The organism is Acidovorax sp. KPB24-03 (assembly GCF_057546605.1).
Genome location: NZ_BAAJYR010000013.1, coordinates 23,713 through 41,619, shown reverse-complemented (window position 1 = coordinate 41,619; position 17,907 = coordinate 23,713). Strand labels below are relative to the sequence as shown.

Genomic DNA, 17,907 nt, shown 5'->3' with positions numbered 1-17,907 from the left:
TGGGGCGGCGGCCGTGCTGCCGATCGCGGCACGCGCGGCGTCGGCCGGGTGCTGGGACAGCAGGCGCAGCAGGTACAGCGGCCCGCCGGCCTTGGGACCCGTGCCCGACAGCCCCTCGCCACCGAAAGGCTGTACGCCCACGACGGCGCCCACCATGTTGCGGTTCACATAGACATTGCCCGCGTGCGCGCGGCGCACCACGCGCTCCACCGTCTCGTCGATGCGCGTGTGCAGTCCCTGCGTGAGGCCGTAGCCCGTCGCGTTGATCTGGTCGAGCAGGGTGTCCAGCCCATCGCTGGCGTAGCGCACCACGTGCAGCACGGGGCCGAACACTTCGCGCTTGAGCTCGCCGATGCTGGACAGCTCGATCAGCGTCGGGACGACGAAGGTGCCGCGCGCCAGCACTTCGGCATCCACCGTTGGGCGGAATACGGCGCGCCCCTGGGCGCGCAGCGTGGCCACATGCTGCTCGATGACGGCGCGGGCCTCTTCGTCGATCACCGGGCCCACGTCCACCGCCAGCAGGCCGGGATCGCCCACGGTCAACTCGGCCATGGCGCCCTTGAGCATGGTGATCACGCGGTCGGCTGCATCGGTCTGCACGCACAGCACGCGCAGGGCGGAGCAGCGCTGGCCGGCGCTGTCAAAGGCCGAGGCCACCACGTCGCCCACCACCTGCTCCACCAGCGCGGAGGAGTCCACGATCATCGCGTTCTGCCCGCCGGTTTCGGCAATCAGCGGAATCGGGCGGCCCTGCGCGTCGAGCCGTCCGGCCACGCTGCGCTGCAGGATGCGCGCGACTTCGGTGGAACCGGTGAACATCACGCCCATCACACGGGCATCGCCCACCAGCCGGGCGCCCACCGTCTCGCCACGCCCTGGCAGCAGTTGCACCGCACCCTTCGGCACACCTGCTTCATGCAGCAGGCGCACGGCTTCGGCTGCGATCAGCGGGGTTTGCTCCGCCGGTTTGGCCAGCACGGTGTTGCCGGCGGCCAGGGCGGCGGCCACCTGTCCCATGAAGATGGCGAGCGGAAAATTCCATGGGCTGATGCAGACCACGGGGCCGAGCGGGCGGTGGGTTTCGTTGTCGAAATGGCCCTCGGTCTGCACGGCGTAGTAGCGCAGGAAGTCCACCGCCTCGCGCACTTCGGCCACCGCGTTGGCGCAGGTCTTGCCGGCCTCGCGCATCAGCAGGCTCATCAGCTGGGGCAGGCCCGCCTCCAGCAGTCCGGCGGTGCGCCGCAGCGCAGCGGCCCGTGCGCCGGGCGCCATGGCGGCCCAGGCGGGGCCGGCATCGCAGGCAGCCTGCAGCGCGCAGTCCACATCGGCCTCGGTCGCCTCCTGCACGTGGCCCACGACATCGGTGGGGTCTGCAGGGTTGCGCACCGCCAGCGTCGTGCCTGCATCGGCCACCGGCCCGTCGATGAGGGGCTCGGCCTGCCAGAACTGCTGCCTTTCAGCGGCCAGCGCATTCGACAGCCGGGCCAGCACGGATTCGTTGGACAGGTCCACCCCCGCCGAATTGGCGCGGCGGGCTCCGTACAGGTCCTTGGGCAGCGGAATGCGGGGATGGGGCAGGGCGGTGGTGCCTTCCGCCGCCGCGGCGGCATCCACCGTGGCGACGGGATCGCTCACGAGCGATTCCAGCGCCAGCGTGGTGTCGGCCACGCGGTTCACGAACGAGGTGTTGGCACCGTTTTCCAGCAATCGGCGCACGAGGTAGGCGAGCAAGGTTTCGTGCGTGCCCACCGGCGCGTAGATGCGGCAGGGGCGGCCCAGCTTGCCGTCCGATGGCGCGCCCACCACCTGCTCGTACAGCGGCTCGCCCATGCCGTGCAGGCACTGGAACTCGTACTGTCCAGGCTGGTAGCTGGGGCCCGCGAGCTGGTAAATGGTGGCCAACGTCTGCGCGTTGTGCGTGGCGAACTGGGGGTACACCATGTCGGTGGCGGCGAGCAGCTTGCGCGCGCAGGCGATGTAGGAGACGTCGGTGTGGGCCTTGCGGGTGTACACCGGGTAGTCGGACAGGCCGTCCAGTTGAGCGCGCTTGATCTCGCTGTCCCAGTAGGCGCCCTTGACCAGGCGGATCATCAGGCGGTGCCCGGTGTTGCGGGCCAGGTCGATCACCCAGTCGATCACGTGCGGACAGCGCTTCTGGTAGGCCTGGATGACGAAGCCGATGCCGTTCCAGCCCGCCAGCGACGGGGCGCGGCACAGCCGCTCCAGCAGGTCGAGCGACAGCTCCAGCCGGTCGGCCTCTTCGGCGTCGATGTTCAGTCCGATGTCGTACTGGCGGGCCAGCTCGACCAGTTGCAGTACCTTGGGGTACAGCTCGTCCATCACGCGGGCATATTGCGCCCGGCTGTATCGCGGGTGCAGCGCCGACAGCTTGATCGAGATGCCGGGACCCTCGTACACCCCGCGGCCGGCGGATGCCTTGCCGATGGCATGGATCGCCTCCACGTAGGAACGCAGGTAGCGCGCCGCATCGTCAGCGGTCAGCGCGGCCTCGCCCAGCATGTCGTAGGAGTAGCGAAAGCCCTGTGCCTCCATCGCGCGGGCGTTGGACAGCGCCTGTTCGATCGTTTCGCCCGTGACGAACTGCTCGCCCATCATGCGCATCGCCATGTCCACGCCCTTGCGGATGAGGGGCTCGCCGCCCTTGGCGGTCAGGCGACGCAGCGCGGAGGTCAGGCCGCGCTCGCTGTGCGTGGCCACGAGCTTGCCGGTGAGCAGCAGCCCCCAGGTGGCGGCATTCACGAACAGCGAGGGGCTTTTGCCCAGGTGGGGTTCCCAGTCGCCCGAGCGGATCTTGTCGCGGATCAACGCGTCGCGCGTTGCACTGTCGGGAATGCGCAGCAGGGCCTCGGCCAGGCACATGAGCGCAACCCCTTCTTGTGAAGACAGGGCGAACTCCTGCAGCAAGCCCTGCACGATGCCCGCGCGTCCGCCAGCGCTCTTGCGATGGCGCAACGTGTCGGCCAGGCGCAGGGCCAGCGCCTGGATGTCTCCGGACACGCTGCCCGGCAGGCGCGCCAGATCCAGCAAGGGAGCCAGTGCGTGCGGCTCGGGCCGCCGGTATGCGGCGGTGATGGCGTGGCGCAACGGATGGCTGTCCGGTGGGCGGGGCGCAAAGGCGAAATCGTTGGTTTCGGGTGCGGCAGAGTCGGCGGAGAGGGACATGGCGGCGTAGGAGACCCAGTGAGCTGGAGGTCTGTGCATCATGCAAGCGATTAATTTGAATTACTTTCCAAAAAAACCCGATAGAACAGAATAAAAATCCAAAGATGCAAGACTCCGAACCTTCCCTGGATCGCATCGATCGCCGCATCCTCAAAACGCTGCAGGAAGACGGACGCATCGCGAACCTCAAACTGGCCGAGCGCGTGGCCCTGTCGCCCACGGCCGTGCTGTCCCGCGTGCAGCGTCTCACCCGCGACGGATACATCTTGGGTTACGAGGCGCGGCTCAATCCGCTCAAGCTCGGGGCGGGGCTGCTGGTGTTCGTGGAGGTGTTGCTGGATCGCACGACCCCCAATGTGTTCGACCAGTTCAAGGCGGCGGTGCAGGTGCACCCTGAGATCCTGGAGTGCCACATGGTGGCGGGCGGGTTCGACTACCTGCTCAAAACCCGCTCTGCCGACATGACGGCCTACCGCGAATTTGCCGGCCATGTGCTCTGGCAACTGCCCGGCGTGCGCGAGACGCGAACCTACGCCGTCATGGAGGAGGTCAAGCACTCCACCCACCTGAATCTGGGCTGAACGGGGCGCCGTCTGTCGCACCAGGGCTCCCATCGCTGATCCGCCGTGGCATGAAGTCCGCAATAATCGGCGCCATTCATCTGCGATAACGCACCGAGGAAGGGATCCACCCATGCCAGTCATCCGCTATGCCGCCGCCGCGCTCCTGGCCGGCTTTTTCTCCCAGGGCGCGTCTGCCGCCTGCTACCTCGTCTATGGCGCGACCAGCAGGTGATTTACCGCTCGCAACGGCCTCCGGTGGACCTGGCCCGCCAAGTGCACGAAACGCTTCCCCGCGTGGTTCCCGGCGGCACGCTGGTGTTCACGCTGGACAACTACGGCTGCGAATTGGAGATCAACCGGCTTCCCGTGTCTGCATCCATGGGCGGCGCTTCGGTGCAAGCGCTGCCCGTCACGCCGCGCCGCGCACGCGCCGACCGCAGCTGACGCCTCGCGCCGGGAAGGGCGGCCCGGCCTGAGACAATCGGGGGATGAGCGACCCCACAGAAACACCGATCCCCACGAACGAATGGCCGCAAGGCTGGCTGGAAGTCACGTCCATGGACATGGACGCCCAGGGCGTGGCCCGCAAGCCCGATGGCAAGGTCGTCTTCATCGACGGCGCCTTGCCCCTGGAACTCGTCACGGCCAATACCCACCGCAAGAAGAACAACTGGGAGCAGGCCAGCCTCACGGCAATCCACCGCGAATCGTCGCAACGCGTGCGCCCGGGCTGCCCGCATTTCGGCCTGCATGCCGGGGCCTGCGGCGGCTGCAAGATGCAGCACCTGCACGTGGCCGCCCAGGTGGCCGTGAAGCAGCGGGTGCTGGAGGACAACCTCTGGCACCTGGGCAAGGTCAAGGCCGAGACCATCATGCGGCCCATCGAAGGCCCGGCCTGGGGATACCGCTACCGTGCGCGTCTCTCGGTCCGTTACGTGATCAAGAAAGGCCAGGTGCTCGTCGGCTTCCACGAGCGCAAGAGCCGCTACGTCGCCGACATGGAGGTCTGCCCCGTGCTGCCGCCCCATGTGAGCGCCATGCTGGTGCCATTGCGCGCCCTGATTGCCTCCATGGAGGCCCGCGACACCTGCCCCCAGATCGAGCTGGCCTGCGGCGACCACGTCACCGCCCTCGTCCTGCGGCACCTGGAACCCCTGAGCGAGGACGACCTGGCCAAGCTGCGTGCCTTTGCGGCCGAGCAGGGCGTGCAGTGGTGGCTGCAGCCCAAGGGGCCCGATACCGTGAAGCTGCTGGATGCCGAGGGCGAGCAGCTGTCCTATGCACTGCCTGACTTCGGCATCACCATGCCGTTCAAGCCCACGGATTTCACCCAGGTGAACCCGCACATCAACCGCGTCCTGGTGTCGCGTGCCTTGCGCCTGCTGGACGCGCGCAAGGAGGAGCGGGTGATCGACTGGTTCTGCGGCTTGGGCAACTTCACGCTGCCCATCGCCACCCAGGCGCGCGAAGTGCTGGGCATCGAAGGCAGCGAGGCCCTCGTGGCCCGTTCGCGCGAGAACTACCGTTACAACCAGGCCCAGGCCGCCGAAGGACAGCCCCTGGCCCCGACGGACTTCGTCGCGAGGAATCTGTTCGAAATGACCCCGGAGATGTTGGTGGCCGATGGCGTGGCGGACAAGTGGCTGGTCGACCCACCCCGCGAAGGGGCCTTCGCCCTCGCCAAAGCCCTGGCGGACATCCACCAGGCACGCCTGGGTGCCGAAGAGGCGCCTGCGCTGCCGCCAGGGGCCGAAGGGTGGGTTCCACCCCAACGCATCGTGTACGTGAGCTGCAATCCGGCCACGCTGGCACGCGATGCGGGGTTGCTGGTGCACCAGGCGGGATATCGGTGCGTGGCCGCGGGCGTGGTCAACATGTTTCCCCACACGGCACACGTGGAGAGCATGGCGGTGTTCGAGCGCGCCTGACGGTGCAGTCGATGTGGGCTGACCAGTGTGGCGGTCAGCTGCGGTTGCGGGAGGCGGCGCCGGACTCGCCAGACTCCCCGGCTTCACCGCCGCGGCTGGCGCGATCGGGCTTGGCCTCCAGCTTGCCCAGCACCGAGGGCGAGCCCTCGAGCTTGTTGTCACGCATGTATTGATCCATGTCTTTCCAGCCGGCAAAGACCGAGGCCTTGGCGGCCTTGGGGTTCAGCGTGAAGCAATCCTCCAGGCCGCGCAGCGCATGCCGGCAGGCGCCGCCGATCGCCTTGGCTTCGGCCTCCTTCTGAACCACTCGGGGATCGGGTCCCAGGCCCGGAATCTCGCAGCCGGACAAAAGCACCAATGCCAGGGATGCCGCGGCGTAGCGCGGACGGAGGAGGGGGGCTGGAAAATGAGCCATGTGGTTTGATTATCGGCACGGCGCCTGGAGGATTGAGGGCGAGGCCCTGCTTTTCCGTGGAATATTCCCGAACGCATTGATGCAACACCCCCCGCACCATGAAAAAAGGCCTCTTGCGAGGCCTTTTTTACGTCAACGTTCAATCAGAGCAGCGCATCAATCGCGCTCGCCACCCGCGATGCCCAGCAGGGCCAGCAGGCTTTGGAACACGTTGAAGATGTCCAGGTACAGGGCCAGCGTGGCACTGATGTAGTTGGTCTCGCCACCGTCCAGGATCTGCTTGAGGTCATACAGCATGTAGGCGCTGAAGATGCCGATGGCGGCGACCGAGATTGCCATCATGCCGGCCGAAGAGCCGACGAACACGTTGATGATGGCGCCGACCATGAGCACCATCGCACCCACGAACAGCCATTTGCCCATGCCTGACAGATCGCGCTTGATCACGCTGGCCAGGGTGGCCATCACGAAGAACACGCCTGCCGTGCCGGCAAAGGCGGTCATGATCAGATCGGTACCGTTCTTGAAGCCCAGCACCATCCCGATCAGGCGAGACAGCATCAGCCCCATGAAGAACGTGAAGGCCAGCAGCACGGGAACGCCCGCAGCAGAGTGCTTGGTCTTCTCGATCGCATACATGAAGGCGAAAAGCGCCACCCAGGAACACGATCAGCCCGACGCCGCCACGCAGCGACTGGGTGATGCCGGTGGCGACGCCGACCCACGCGCCCAGCACCGTCGGCAGCATGCTCAGCGCAAGCAGCCAATAGGTATTGCGCAGCACTTTCTGCCGCTGCTCCTGCGAGACCCCATATCCCGCTGAGCCCAGGGTGGTGACTTGGTCGTTCATCTTCTATCTCTCCTTTGAGGCCTGCACAGCGCAGACGTACAAATTCTAGGTGGTGCCGATCTCGGCGCTTTCAAATACCCTCTCTCGATCCCGTACTTTAAGGATGCAGTCTTTTGCCTTGGGCCCGCAGAGCGCCGCCATGGGGAGCCGGTATGCTCGTGGACTTCGTTGGGCCATCGGCCCTGCCTTCCCTGATTTGAACTGGACTGGACTGCTACCGCCATGAAAAACAAACCCGAACTCGAAGCCGCCGATGTCAAGAAGATCGCTGCGGCGGCCGAGGCCGAAGCCCTCAAGAACCAATGGGCGGTCACGATTGCCATCGTGGACGATGGTGGGCATCTGCTGTCCCTTCAGCGCCTGGATGGGGCCGCTCCGGTGTCGTCCCACATCGCTCCCGGGAAGGCCCGCACGGCCGCGCTGGGACGCCGTGAAAGCAAGGTCTACGAAGACATCGTCAACGGTGGCCGTACCGCGTTCCTGAGTGCTCCATTCATCGACGGCCTGCTGGAAGGCGGCGTGCCCATCATGAAGGACGGCCAGTGCCTGGGCGCAGTGGGGGTGAGTGGCGTGAAATCGACGGAAGACGCGCAAATCGCCAAGGCAGGCATCGCCGCATTGGGCCTTTGAATCGGCGGTGGTCGGGATGCCCAGCCAATGCCGTAGTGGACATGACGCGTGGCAGACACCGGATCCGCATGGCATATAAAAAAACCGGCCTCTAGGGCCGGTTTTGTTTTTGGGGTGGTGAGAAAAAAAGCCTGGCTACGCGGGCAACCCGTTGGCTGGCAAATACGACCCTTCAGGCACTGAGGTGCCCTGGAGTCGCCCCACGATGAAACCTATTTGGTCAGAATCAGTTTGCCCAGCTTGGTGGCCTGCAGGCGGTAGACCGAACCGTTATGGCAGATGGCCACGGTCTTCTGGCCTTTGAGCAGCTCCCGGCTATCGACAGCCGGTGCGGAGCTTGCCAGATGCGCGGCGCCGGACGGCTCGCGCTCCTGAAAGACGGCGGAGCCGAAAAAAGACGAAGAAGGCAGGGCGTTGAGACTGGCGTGCATGAGAAATCCTCTGTGCTTTGCGATTGAGTTAATGATAACCATTCTCAATTGTTAGTCAAGTGACGCGCTCGCCTATCTTGTAAATATTTATCACTGGGGCTCGGTCACGAACCCGATCTTGCGCACGCCCGCCCGCTGGGCGGCAGACATGGCCTGTGCCACGCGCTCATAGCGCACCTCCTTGTCGCCACGGATGTGCAGATCGGGTTGCGGATCCTTGACCGCTTCGGCCTTGAGGCGGGGTTCGAGCTCGTCGTCGCTGATCGTCAGTTCGTTCCAGTGGTATTTGCCATCGGCGGTGACACTGAGGCGGATGGTCTCGGGCTTGACGTCTTCGCGCTGATTGGAGGCACGTGGCAAGTCCACCGGCACGGCGTGCTTCATCACTGGCACCGTGATGATGAAGATGATGAGCAGCACCAGCATGACGTCCACCAGCGGCGTCATGTTGATTTCGTTCATCACCTCGTCGGAGTCGTCCTGGGTTCCGAAAGACATGGTTTTCAGCCCTTCTTGATCGGCAGCACCTTGGCTTGTTCGCCAGGGGCGCTGACGCGTGCGCCCGTCACGAAGTAGGCGTGCAGGTCATGCGCGAAGCTGTTCAGGTTGTTCAGGATGGACTTGTTTCCCCGCACCAGCGCGTTGTAGCCCAGCACGGCAGGAATCGCCACGGCCAAGCCGAGGGCCGTCATGATCAGTGCCTCGCCGATCGGGCCGGCCACCTTGTCGATGGTCGATTGGCCCGAAGTGCCGATCGCCACCAGCGCGTGGTAGATGCCCCAGACGGTGCCGAACAGGCCGATGAACGGAGCGGTCGAGCCGACCGAGGCCAGCACGGCCAGGCCCGATTGCACGCGGGCCGTGAACTCGTCGATGCAGTTGCGCAGGCTGCGCGTGACCCAGTCGCTTACATCCAGGCTGTCATGCAGATGCGCCTTGGTATTGCGGTGGTGCGCCGTGGCTTCGCGTCCTTCCAGGGCCAGATGGCGGAAGGGGTTGGCAGGGTCGTCGCCGAGCTTGCTCAGGCCGGCGGCGAAGTCTTCGCTATGCCAGAAATCACGTGCACCACGCGCATGTTTCTTGAAGCGGAAGATGTCCATCGCCTTGATCAGGATGACGATCCAGGAGGCCAGAGACATGCCGAGCAACAGCACGGCAACAGCGCGGGTGACAAAGTCACCCTGGATCCAAACGTTGGCAATGCCGAAATGCGATTCCATGAAAACTCCTGAAAATTATTCGAGAACAAAATTGACGGGGACCAGGTTCCACATGGTCTCGGGCTCGCCGTTGCGTTTGCCCGGCACGAAGCGCCAGCGCATCACGGCGTCCTGCGCCTGGCGGTCCAGCCGGTCGAAGCCGCTGGACTTGTTGATTTCCACCTTCTGCGGAAGCCCGTCCGTGCCGATGAGCACACGCAACACGACCTTGCCTTGTTCACCCAGCCGCTTGCTGATGGCGGGGTAGGTCGGCCTGGGATTGTTCAGGTAGGCCGCATCGCTGGAAGGCAACTCGATCTTGGGAGGGGCTGGCGGCGCGGGAGGAGCGGGCGGCGGTGCAGGGGGGCGCCATGGGTGCCGCGATGGGGGGCGCAGGCGGCTGGGGTTCGGTAATCCCGGTGGGCGCATTGGGCGCAGGCGTGGGGTCGGGAATGGCCACCGGCATGGGCGCCGGACGCGGGGCAGGCGCTTTGGGGGCTGGTTTTGGCGGAGGCGGCGGCGCCGGCTTGGGTGGCGGTGGAACGGGTGGAGCAGGGGGCGCTGGCGGCGTGATGAATTCGCTCAGTACCTCGGCAGGCACGATGACCTCTGCGGCTTTGCGCAGCAGCCCCGACTGCAGTGCCCACAACCCGGCCACGTGCAGCAGCACGACGGAGCCTGCGATCACGGCGTTGCGGCTCACACCCCGTGAGGAGCCATATCGATCAAATTGGGACATAAAAATGATAGCTGCCAACGCCCACAGGACAAGCGCCAGATGCCTAGAAGGCCAAGTTACTTACGGAAGATCCACCACACGGAGCCGATGACGAGAATCAGGCTGCCTGCGAGGGTTGAGAGCAGTTCCATGCTTTGCTTTCCAGGATGGAGTTGGCAAGCTGGATCGTCTGCGAGGCGATCTCTTTGTGCAGCGCGGCGACCGGATGCGAAACGCTGCATTGGGCCACGACATCCCGTGCGCAGCTTTCGCAACGGCCGCATTGGGTGGCCACGCCCAGCTCGAACTGGATCTCGTCGAAACTCATGCCAGCATGTGCATGGCGTGCAATTTCGCGGTCAGAAACCCGGTGGCAGACACAAACGATCATGGTGCAGGCAGTGTTGGCTGGCTGTTGACAATGGGGTATTATAAATGCGAATTCATCGCATTTGCAATCCTTTGGTTTCTTGCTTGTTGAAAAGCAGTGGATTGACACACCGGCAGCACATGGGTTCCCGGTGGCCCAGGCGAAAAAAAGCCGGCAGTGGTGCCGGCTTCGTTTTTCATTCGCCGCCTGCTGAACGTGCAGACGATGGAATGCTTACTTCACGTGTTTACCGATCAGGCCAGCCATTTCGAACATGGAAACCTGGGGCTTGCCGAACACTTCCTTGAGCTTGGCGTCGGCATTGATCATGCGCTTGTTGCTGGCGTCTTGCAGGTCGTTGGCCTTGATGTAGACCCACAGCTTGCTGATGATCTCGGTGCGGGGCAAGGGCGTGGAGCCCACGACGGCAGCCAGGGCAGGGCTGGGCGTAAGGGCTTTCATGAAAGCGGCGTTCGGGGTGCGCTTCTTCGCGGGAGCTGCGGCCTTGGCTTCGGAGGCCGGCGCTTTCTTTGCAGTTGCCATGTTGGGTTTTCCTTGTTGGAAGTGAAATATCGTCACCAGCGAAAACCTGCTTCTCCACTGGCCCGCAGATGCTACTGGGAAAAAAACGCGTTTCCAAGCGAGGCAGGGCTTTTTTTTGCCTCCATTTGTTGCTTGGCTACCGCGCAAGCGCCACGGTGCTGGCGCCCGTCACCGCCATTGCAATGGGATGCGCACGATCTTCGGTGGCGCATCGGCTGCGATCTCAGCGCGATCGCCGCGAGACGAAAATGGCCGCGACCGCGGACAGGATCAACGCGCAGGCGCCCCATTCGCCGGCGGTCAGATGCTCGCCAGCGATGGCGCTGCCGAGCAGCAAGGCAATGAGCGGGTTGACGAAGGCGTAACTCGATGCCAGTGCCGGCGTCGCATGGCGCAGCAGATAAAGGTAGGCGCTGAATCCCACCAGCGAGCCCAGCGTCACCAGGTAGAGCCATGCCAGCAAGGCTTCGGGTCGCGGCGGCCACGCGGGCTTCTCGCCCAGCGCCAGGGAGACGGCCATCAGCACAGCGCCTCCGCACAGCATTTCGCTGGCGAAACCACTGGCTCCGTCGGCCAGCGGAAAGCGCGTGGTGGACAGCACAGACCCCAAAGACCAGCACAAGGTCGCCGCGAGGATGCAGACCATGCTGAGAGGGGATGCGGAAAAGCTGGCACCTTGCACCAGTACCAACACACCCAGGGCCCCCAGCAGCATGCCCACCGTCTCGCCACGGGTCGGACGCCTTCCCCACAAGAGTCCCCATGCGGCGATCATCATCGGCACCACGGCCACGCAGGCTGCGATGAGGCCGGAGCCGACGTGCACGCTGGCGGTGGCCGTTAGCCCCATCCCGCCGCCCAGCATCAGAGCGCCGACGATGAGGGCATGCATCCATTGCCGCTTCGTCGGCAGCTTCGGTGCGCTGCCGCTTTGGGGCTTGCGCCACGCCACCCATGCCATCAGCAGTGTGCCTGCAGCGAGAAAGCGGGTGCCCATCTGGAAAAACGGTGGAAAGCTTTTGAGGGCCAGCTGGATGGCCAGATAGGTCGAGCCCCAGATGAGATAGCAGGCCAAAAGGGCCAGGAGCAGCACCGTGGGGAGGCTGCGTGCAGCAGGGCTGGCGGGGGAGGTGGAAAGTGAAGTCATGCCGCAAATGCTATGCAGGCTGAGCGTGCTTTTCCATGGCATTTGAAAGGCTGGAAATATAGATTGCCTTTGTTTCAATGGTTAAATACCACCATGACCGACGTTTCTCAATTGGATGCGCACGACAGCAGAATCCTTGCTGAATTGCAGCAGGATGCCCGCATTTCGATGGCCGAACTGGGCCGCCGGGTGCACCTCAGCCAGCCTGCAGTGACCGAGAGGGTTCGCAAACTGGAAGCTTCGGGGGTGATCCGGGGCTACGGCGTTCGTCTGGATTACGCCCGTTTGGGCTATGGCATTCGCGCCATCATCCGCGTGGGCCGGGCGGAATATGCCCGGGTGGTTCGACTGATCGAAGAGACGCCCGAGGTCTTGAATGCCTACAACGTCACGGGGGAAGACAGCTGGGTTCTGGAAATCGCAGTGATCGATGTCAGCCATCTGGATGCTGTAGTGACGGGGTTCTGCCTGCTGGCGGAAACCTCCACGTGCATCGTGCTCAACGCCCCTCGCGAGCACGCGCAGGTGTTGCCGGCGCGGCGCGAAAGCATCAAGCCCCCCATCCGCAAAGTGACAGGGCGTTAGCCCCTGGAGCAGAAGGCGGAATCAATGCCGAGGTGATTGCGAGTCCATCGCTTTGGCATTGGCTTCGGATGAACGCTGGCGCACTGAAGATTTTTCAGGAAGCGTGGCCAGGACGACGCTGGCGATCGCAATACCGAAAGCGATCAGTTGAACCGGGGCAAGGCGCTCTCCGAGCACCAGTACCCCCACCAACGCCGCGCTGATGGGCAACATCACGGTAAAGACGCCGCCTTGTGCAGCAGGCACCGCCTTGAGCCCCGTCATCCACAGCCACACGGTCCACATGCTCGCGGCCAGTGCGTAGAAGACGAGCAACGTCCAAAGACCGGGTGTGAGGCTGGCAAAGTCAAAATGCCATGCTGCGTACAGTCCCATGGGGGTTGCCAGCGCGAATCCCCAAAGGTTGATCAACGAAGTGATTCGGCGCGGCCCCAGCGTGCCCGTCAGTTTCTTGCCGATGACCGAATAGGCTGCCTCGCACAGAACGGCGCCCAGCAAGAGCAATTGCCCAAGCCAAACCAGATTGGGAGCGTTTTCGCCCTCATGCCGGGAATTTAATTGGGTGTGATGCTCTGAATTTGATAGCGAAAAGAGCGCGATGCCGACGACGGCGCACCCGACCGCGATCCAGGTCCGCGCAGAGACCTTTTCCTTCAGGAAGAACCAGCTCATGACTGCCACTGCGGCAGGTATTCCGGCCATCGTCACCCCTGCCGATACGGCGCTGGTGAGACTCACGCCCGAGATCATGCAAAGGGTGAAGAGGAAGTTACCCAGAAAAGACTCGAGAAACAGCAGGCGCCGCACCTGCGGTGTCATCGGGCCCTCATCCGCCGGTTTCTTGAGCCAGTGGATCATTCCCAATCCCCCAATGCCGAACCGCATCCAGGCCAGCAGGAAGACCGGTAGCGCGGCCGCCAGTGGCTTGGACAAGGCGACATAGCTGCCCACGAGCGACATGCTCAATGCAAGGCAGAGATAGGCGATGGGGCGGCTTGGCATGTTCGCGTGTTGGCTAGACTTTGCGGGTAGTACCCTGGAGCGCGCCATCATGCCCGACGAAACCCTTCATCCTTTTTCACGCTACGTTTTTGTCTATGGCACCTTGCGCCGTGGTGGCAGCAATGACATCACCCGTTTGACGCCCCGCGCGACCTTCCTGGGGGAGGCCACCGTCTGCGGAACGCTGTACGACCTCGGTGCCTATCCCGGCATTGCGCTGCATTTGGCGGACGTGCGGGAGCCGGGCGATTTTTCGGTGCACGGGGAGGTCTATGCGATTTCGCCCGAACTGGAGATCCAGTTGGACGAAATCGAGGGGCTGCTGCCCAAACCCAATGGCGAGTACGAAAAACGGGAGATCTCGGTCTCTGTCGGAGGGCAGGAACTGGAATGCCTGGTGTATGAAATCAATTCCGAATACTTGAAGAACGCCACCCGGATCGTGCATGGCGACTGGATGACCGATCGCCAAACCTGATTTTTGTATCGCAAAATTTGATTTTCACATTACAAAAATACATGATGCTGCGCTGCGGAAAAATTTCTTGATATGAGAAATTAAATTTCGCAATAAGAGATGGTGTGAATAAGTTGTTGATTTAAAACAATAAATTTTATCTCTTATATAAGACATAAGAGCTTGATCAAGTCTTGTACAAGACTTAAAGTGATCTCCAAGGGCGGCCTCTTGCAGCCCGGCTTATCAACCAACCCACGGAGTGACTTATGCCGCAATCCTTCAATGAACAGCTCAGCCGCGAACAGCAAATTGCCGCCCTTGAAAAAGACTGGGCACAGAACCCGCGTTGGAAGGGCATCAAGCGCGGCTACAGCGCTGCGGATGTTGTTCGTCTTCGGGGCTCCTTCCAGGTGGAATACACGCTGGCACGGCGTGGTGCCGAAAAACTGTGGGGTTTGGTCAACAACGAACCTTATGTGAACTGCCTGGGCGCGCTCACGGGAGGCCAGGCCATGCAGCAAGTCAAGGCCGGCATCAAGGCGATCTACCTGTCGGGCTGGCAGGTCGCGGCAGACAACAATGAATACGCGGCGATGTACCCCGACCAGTCGCTGTATCCCGTCGATTCGGTGCCGAAGGTGGTGGAGCGCATCAACAACGCTTTCACCCGCGCCGATGAAATTCAGTGGTCCAAAGGGGCCAATCCTGGCGACGCAGGCTTTGTCGACTACTACGCGCCCATCGTGGCCGACGCGGAGGCAGGCTTCGGTGGCGTGTTGAACGCTTACGAGTTGATGAAGGCCATGATCCGCGCGGGGGCCGGCGGTGTGCATTTCGAAGATCAGTTGGCGTCTGTGAAGAAGTGTGGCCACATGGGCGGCAAGGTGCTGGTTCCCACCCAGGAGGCAGTGCAGAAGTTGATTGCTGCACGCATGGCTGCAGACGTCTACGGCGTGCCGACCCTGGTGATCGCGCGGACCGATGCGGAGGCCGCCGACCTGATCACGAGCGATTACGACGCCAATGACAAGCCGTTCCTGACGGGTGAGCGCACGGCCGAAGGTTTCTACAAGACCAAGAAGGGCTTGGATCAGGCCATCAGCCGCGCCGTTGCGTATGCGGATTACGCGGATCTGGTGTGGTGCGAGACGGGCACGCCGGACTTGGAGTTCGCGAAGAAGTTTGCGGATGCCGTGCATGCCAAGCATCCCGGCAAACTGTTGGCGTACAACTGTTCGCCATCATTCAACTGGAAGAAGAACCTCGACGATGCCACCATCGCCAAGTTCCAGCGCGAATTGGGCGCCATGGGCTACAAGTACCAGTTCATCACGCTGGCCGGCATACACAGCATGTGGTTCAACATGTTCGATCTGGCGCAGGATTATGTGAAGCGCGGCATGTCGGCCTATGTCGAGAAGGTGCAGGAGCCTGAATTCGCGGCACGCGAGCGTGGCTACACCTTCGTGTCGCACCAGCAAGAAGTGGGCACCGGTTATTTCGACGACGTGACCACGGTGATCCAGAGTGGCAAATCCAGCGTGACGGCACTCACGGGTTCGACCGAAGAAGAGCAGTTCCACTGACCTGGCGCTGTCGATGGGCCTGGGGCGTCAAGGCCCCAGGCTTTTTCCATTGGGGGCAGGTTAGAATCCCGCGACCACCCATCAGCACAAGAGCGAGAAAGGCACATCTGGTTATGACACCGCGAACTACAACGGAGATGTTGACCGGCCTTTAAGGCTGCCTGTTCGCGCCTGCACAGATTTGCACTCTTCTTCCAAAAGCGCGGACTTCGTTCCGCGCTTTTTGCTTTGTGGCACCGCGCGCCACCCCCTCGACAAGGATTCTTCAATGATTCAGATCACGCTCCCCGACAATTCTCAACGCGAATATCCTGGCCCGGTGACGGTGGCAGAGGTGGCCCAGTCCATCGGTCCAGGACTGGCCAAGATGACGGTGGCAGGCAAAGTGGATGGGCGCTTGGTGGATGCCAGCGATGTGATCGACCACGATGCCCGCCTGCAAATCATCACGCCGCGCGATGAGGAAGGCGTGGAGATCATCCGCCACTCCTGCGCTCACTTGGTCGGCCACGCCGTAAAGCAACTCTATCCGACGGCCCGGATGGTCATTGGCCCCGTCATCGACGAAGGCTTTTACTACGACATCGCCTATGAGCGCCCCTTCACGCCCGACGACATCGCTGCCATCGAGCAGCGCATGAAGGAGCTGATTGCGCAGGACTACGACGTGATCAAGAAGATGACCCCGCGGGACGAGGTGATCGAGGTGTTCAAGGCGCGTGGGGAAGACTACAAGCTGCGCCTTGTGGAGGACATGCCCGAAGAGAAGGCCATGGGTCTGTACTACCACCAGGAGTACGTGGACATGTGCCGTGGCCCCCACGTGCCCAACACGCGATTCCTGAAAGTCTTCAAGCTGACCCGGGTGTCCGGTGCGTACTGGCGTGGCGATGCCAAGAACGAGCAATTGCAGCGCGTCTACGGTACTGCGTGGGCCGACAAGAAAGACTTGGATGCATACGTCAAACGCATCGAGGAGGCCGAAAAAACGCGATCACCGCCGCCTCGGCAGAGAGCTGGACCTGTTCCACATCGACGAGCACTCGCCCGGTACCGTTTTCTGGCACCCCAAAGGTTGGACGATCTGGCAGGGCGTCGAACAGTACATGCGTCAGGTGTATCGCGACAACGGCTATCAGGAGGTGAAAGGCCCGCAAATCCTGGACAAGCACCTGTGGGAAAAAACGGGGCACTGGGACAAGTACCGCGAGAACATGTTCACGACGGAGAGCGAAAAGCACGACTACGCGCTCAAACCGATGAACTGCCCTGGGCACATCCTGATCTTCAACCAAGGCGTTAAGAGCTATCGCGATCTGCCTTTGCGCTTCGGCGAGTTCGGTCAGTGCCATCGCAATGAGCCGACGGGCGGCCTGCATGGAATCATGCGCGTGCGTGCGTTCACCCAGGATGATGGACACATCTTCTGCACCGAAGAGCAGATCCAGCAGGAGTGCATCAACTTCACGACGCTGCTGCAAAAGGTCTATAAAGACTTTGGCTTCACCGACATCATCTACAAAGTCGCCACGCGTCCCGAAAAGCGCATCGGCTCCGAAGAAAGCTGGGACAAGGCAGAGAATGCACTGATTGAAAGCCTGAAAGCCTCTGGCTGCGACTATCAAATCGCCGTTGGTGACGGCGCTTTCTACGGCCCCAAGCTGGAGTACACCTTGCGCGATGCCATTGGCCGTCACTGGCAATGCGGCACCATTCAGGTCGATCCTTCCATGCCTGAGCGGCTGGGTGCCGAATACGTGGGAGAAGATGGTGCCCGGCATCGCCCCATCGTTTTGCACCGTGCCATCGTTGGCAGCCTGGAACGCTTCATCGGAATTCTGATCGAACAGCACGCAGGCGCATTGCCAGTCTGGTTGGCTCCAGTGCAGGTGGCCGTGCTGAACATCACGGGTGCACAGGACGATTACTGTCGTGAAATCGCCGCAAAGCTTCAAAAAGCACTGCCGAATCAAGACCTTAGGGTGGCGCTTGACCTGCGTAACGAAAAGATTACGTATAAAATACGAGAGCATTCGTTGCAAAAGCTGCCTTACATCATCGTCGCCGGTGAGAAAGAAAAGGCAGCAGGAGCTGTCGCAGTGCGCGCCCGGGGCAATCGAGACCTCGGTGTGATGTCCCTCGAAGCGTTCGTAGCGCTCATCGCCCAGGACATCGCTTCTAAAGCTTGATTTGGTGTCAAACTTGGCTTTAGCCCGCGTGAGCTGTGCGGTACTCGCTACGTTATCCGTAGCATTTTGATTGAAGGAAAATAGCCATCGCTACTGAATTTCGTG

The 17,907-nt window shown here is 62.5% G+C and carries 15 protein-coding genes and 4 pseudogenes; 8 read left to right on the top strand and 11 right to left on the bottom strand.

The window, feature by feature from the left end; translation table 11 throughout:
- Positions 1-3,186: trifunctional transcriptional regulator/proline dehydrogenase/L-glutamate gamma-semialdehyde dehydrogenase (gene putA, locus AC27KI_RS04085; RefSeq protein WP_487112675.1), on the bottom strand; the 3,186-nt coding region annotated here is incomplete at its 3' end.
- 104 nt (positions 3,187-3,290) lie between these two features.
- On the opposite strand from putA, the gene AC27KI_RS04080 reads away from it, so the two are divergent.
- The 3 genes and pseudogenes from AC27KI_RS04080 (at position 3,291) to rlmD (ending at position 5,677) form a co-directional block, all read left to right on the top strand.
- The gene (locus AC27KI_RS04080) at positions 3,291-3,767 is read left to right on the top strand and encodes an Lrp/AsnC ligand binding domain-containing protein (protein ID WP_284430801.1); all 477 of its coding nucleotides are present in this window, start codon (positions 3,291-3,293) and stop codon (positions 3,765-3,767) included.
- Between the two features lie 112 nt (positions 3,768-3,879).
- A pseudogene (locus AC27KI_RS04075) lies at positions 3,880-4,193 on the top strand (hypothetical protein).
- A gap of 44 nt (positions 4,194-4,237) precedes the next feature.
- Positions 4,238-5,677: a 23S rRNA (uracil(1939)-C(5))-methyltransferase RlmD gene (rlmD, locus tag AC27KI_RS04070; RefSeq protein ID WP_487087861.1), complete on the top strand. Its 1,440-nt coding sequence runs from the start codon at positions 4,238-4,240 to the stop codon at positions 5,675-5,677.
- A gap of 34 nt (positions 5,678-5,711) precedes the next feature.
- Here rlmD and AC27KI_RS04065 read toward each other — a convergent pair whose 3' ends face one another.
- Both AC27KI_RS04065 and AC27KI_RS04060 read right to left on the bottom strand, forming a co-directional pair.
- The gene (locus AC27KI_RS04065; protein ID WP_487087859.1) at positions 5,712-6,092 is read right to left on the bottom strand and encodes a hypothetical protein; all 381 of its coding nucleotides are present in this window, start codon (positions 6,090-6,092) and stop codon (positions 5,712-5,714) included.
- A gap of 156 nt (positions 6,093-6,248) precedes the next feature.
- Positions 6,249-6,942, bottom strand: a pseudogene (locus AC27KI_RS04060) (Bax inhibitor-1/YccA family protein).
- A 222-nt stretch (positions 6,943-7,164) separates the two neighbouring features.
- Here AC27KI_RS04060 and AC27KI_RS04055 point away from each other — a divergent pair.
- Positions 7,165-7,572 (top strand): GlcG/HbpS family heme-binding protein, encoded by a 408-nt coding sequence (locus AC27KI_RS04055; protein ID WP_092745095.1) that lies wholly within the window; start codon positions 7,165-7,167, stop codon positions 7,570-7,572.
- Between the two features lie 212 nt (positions 7,573-7,784).
- Here the strand turns inward: AC27KI_RS04055 and hemP are convergent, their stop codons facing one another.
- From hemP to yedA, 7 genes and pseudogenes are all read right to left on the bottom strand, one after another.
- A complete protein-coding gene (gene hemP / locus AC27KI_RS04050) occupies positions 7,785-8,003 on the bottom strand; it encodes a hemin uptake protein HemP (RefSeq protein WP_092745014.1) in 219 nt (72 codons plus the stop codon).
- Between the two features lie 90 nt (positions 8,004-8,093).
- Entirely contained in the window at positions 8,094-8,501 is a 408-nt protein-coding gene (locus AC27KI_RS04045) for an ExbD/TolR family protein (protein ID WP_284430805.1), read from the bottom strand.
- A gap of 5 nt (positions 8,502-8,506) precedes the next feature.
- The gene (locus AC27KI_RS04040) at positions 8,507-9,223 is read right to left on the bottom strand and encodes a MotA/TolQ/ExbB proton channel family protein (protein WP_092745016.1); all 717 of its coding nucleotides are present in this window, start codon (positions 9,221-9,223) and stop codon (positions 8,507-8,509) included.
- A gap of 15 nt (positions 9,224-9,238) precedes the next feature.
- A pseudogene (locus AC27KI_RS04035) lies at positions 9,239-9,941 on the bottom strand (energy transducer TonB).
- Positions 9,942-10,038: 97 nt separating this feature from the next.
- Positions 10,039-10,311, bottom strand: a complete 273-nt coding sequence (locus AC27KI_RS04030) for a (2Fe-2S)-binding protein (protein WP_317358716.1) — start codon at positions 10,309-10,311, stop codon at positions 10,039-10,041.
- A gap of 213 nt (positions 10,312-10,524) precedes the next feature.
- On the bottom strand, positions 10,525-10,833 hold the full coding sequence (locus AC27KI_RS04025; protein ID WP_272552302.1) for an SWIB/MDM2 domain-containing protein: 309 nt from the start codon (positions 10,831-10,833) through the stop codon (positions 10,525-10,527).
- Between the two features lie 223 nt (positions 10,834-11,056).
- Positions 11,057-11,980 carry a drug/metabolite exporter YedA gene (yedA, locus tag AC27KI_RS04020; RefSeq protein WP_487087852.1) on the bottom strand — a complete coding sequence of 308 codons (924 nt, stop codon included), beginning with the start codon at positions 11,978-11,980 and terminating at the stop codon, positions 11,057-11,059.
- Between the two features lie 93 nt (positions 11,981-12,073).
- On the opposite strand from yedA, the gene AC27KI_RS04015 reads away from it, so the two are divergent.
- The gene (locus AC27KI_RS04015) at positions 12,074-12,565 is read left to right on the top strand and encodes an Lrp/AsnC family transcriptional regulator (protein ID WP_487087850.1); all 492 of its coding nucleotides are present in this window, start codon (positions 12,074-12,076) and stop codon (positions 12,563-12,565) included.
- Positions 12,566-12,586: 21 nt separating this feature from the next.
- On the opposite strand, the gene AC27KI_RS04010 is transcribed toward AC27KI_RS04015, so the two are convergent.
- Entirely contained in the window at positions 12,587-13,567 is a 981-nt protein-coding gene (locus AC27KI_RS04010) for a DMT family transporter (RefSeq protein WP_487087848.1), read from the bottom strand.
- Between the two features lie 49 nt (positions 13,568-13,616).
- On the opposite strand from AC27KI_RS04010, the gene AC27KI_RS04005 reads away from it, so the two are divergent.
- From AC27KI_RS04005 to thrS, 3 genes and pseudogenes are all read left to right on the top strand, one after another.
- A complete protein-coding gene (locus AC27KI_RS04005) occupies positions 13,617-14,045 on the top strand; it encodes a gamma-glutamylcyclotransferase family protein (RefSeq protein ID WP_487087846.1) in 429 nt (142 codons plus the stop codon).
- A gap of 248 nt (positions 14,046-14,293) precedes the next feature.
- The gene (aceA, locus tag AC27KI_RS04000) at positions 14,294-15,613 is read left to right on the top strand and encodes an isocitrate lyase (RefSeq protein WP_487087844.1); all 1,320 of its coding nucleotides are present in this window, start codon (positions 14,294-14,296) and stop codon (positions 15,611-15,613) included.
- Between the two features lie 268 nt (positions 15,614-15,881).
- Positions 15,882-17,802 (top strand): annotated as a pseudogene (thrS, locus tag AC27KI_RS03995) (threonine--tRNA ligase).
- Positions 17,803-17,907 lie beyond the last annotated feature (105 nt).